This window comes from Mesorhizobium sp. M7A.F.Ca.MR.362.00.0.0 (assembly GCF_004023175.1).
Classification (GTDB): domain Bacteria; phylum Pseudomonadota; class Alphaproteobacteria; order Rhizobiales; family Rhizobiaceae; genus Mesorhizobium.
The window spans coordinates 1-1,110 of record NZ_RZTF01000357.1 but is presented as its reverse complement, the minus strand read 5'-3'; the positions used below and the strand labels follow the sequence as shown (position 1 = coordinate 1,110).

Annotated in this window: 1 protein-coding gene; it reads left to right on the top strand. The window is 66.6% G+C overall.

Annotated features, from left to right (window positions below; genetic code table 11):
• Window positions 1-203: 203 nt before the first annotated feature.
• Window positions 204-1,110: DUF1403 family protein (locus EOC06_RS29735; protein ID WP_128309472.1), on the top strand; the 907-nt coding region annotated here is incomplete at its 3' end.

The following is a 1,110-nucleotide window of genomic DNA, read 5'->3' as shown; positions in this document are numbered from 1 at the left end:
TTCCTGAAATGCTTTATGCAATCTAGCAGCTGGCATGTGTAGGTCGGCATGCGAACGGCTGCTCGCGCCTGATGCTACGGCGGAATGGCATGATTAAATGACTGATACTGCAACATTATCATTCGTTCTGTTGGTACGACGGGCTGTGCGTTTTGGCGCGAAAATCATGGCGCAAAGCGCACCGGCACTTTACCCTCCAAATCATGATTCGCCTCGATCCCGCGACTGCCAGCTTCTCTGCGCCGCCCTTCGTTCCGGCTTGGGCGATCACAAGCGCCGGCGCGCCGAGTGACGGCGACGCGGCCTTCCGGGCAGGCGCCGCCCTGGGTGCCCTCGATACGCTCACCCGCGCGCAGCCTGCCGGGGCCGGGGCCTGGCGGCAGCGCCTGGCGCTTAGCTGCGCCGCCGCCAGCATGCGGCTTGTTGGCCGCGCCGAGGACGCGGCCGCCCTGCGCGACGCCTGGTATCTGCGCCAGGTCGGGACCGACCCTGGACCCGCCGGCACCATCTTTGGGGCCTGGCGGCAATTGGCCGAGCAGCCGCCTGTCGCCAGCGCCGCTCGGCTCGAAAAGATCGTCGACCAGCTCGGGCTCCACTGGGATGGTGCCGCGCTCGCCGACCTCTGCACAGAGATCGAAAAACTGGCGGGGTTGCAGCGGCCGGCGCCATTCGCCGCCGCGGCGATTGCCGCTCACGTCGTCGCCGTACGCCCCAGCTGCGAGCTTTTTGCCTGGTGGCTCGCCGACCTGGTGCTGGCGCACAGCCTGCGCTGGCCGCAGTCGCTGCCGCTGCTGATGGCTCAGGCCTTTGGTCCGGCTTTTCGCCCCGACGGCGGCGGCAAGCGCATTCGGCCGGGCGAAAAAGGGTTTGAGCGCGCGGTCTGTGTTGCGCTGGTTCAAGCAGCGGCGGAGTCCTGCCGGCTGGCCGCCGAGTTGTCGCGCCGTGCCGAAAGGCTCATCGCCATCGCACCAAATTTGCGCGCCAAGGGCGCCAGTGAGGTGATTCAAAGACTGCTCGACGAAGACGCCGTTTCGGGCTCGCTGACGACCAAAAACCTGTCTCGCTTTGCCGCGCGGCGCCTGTTCGACCGGCTGCAACAATTGGATGCCG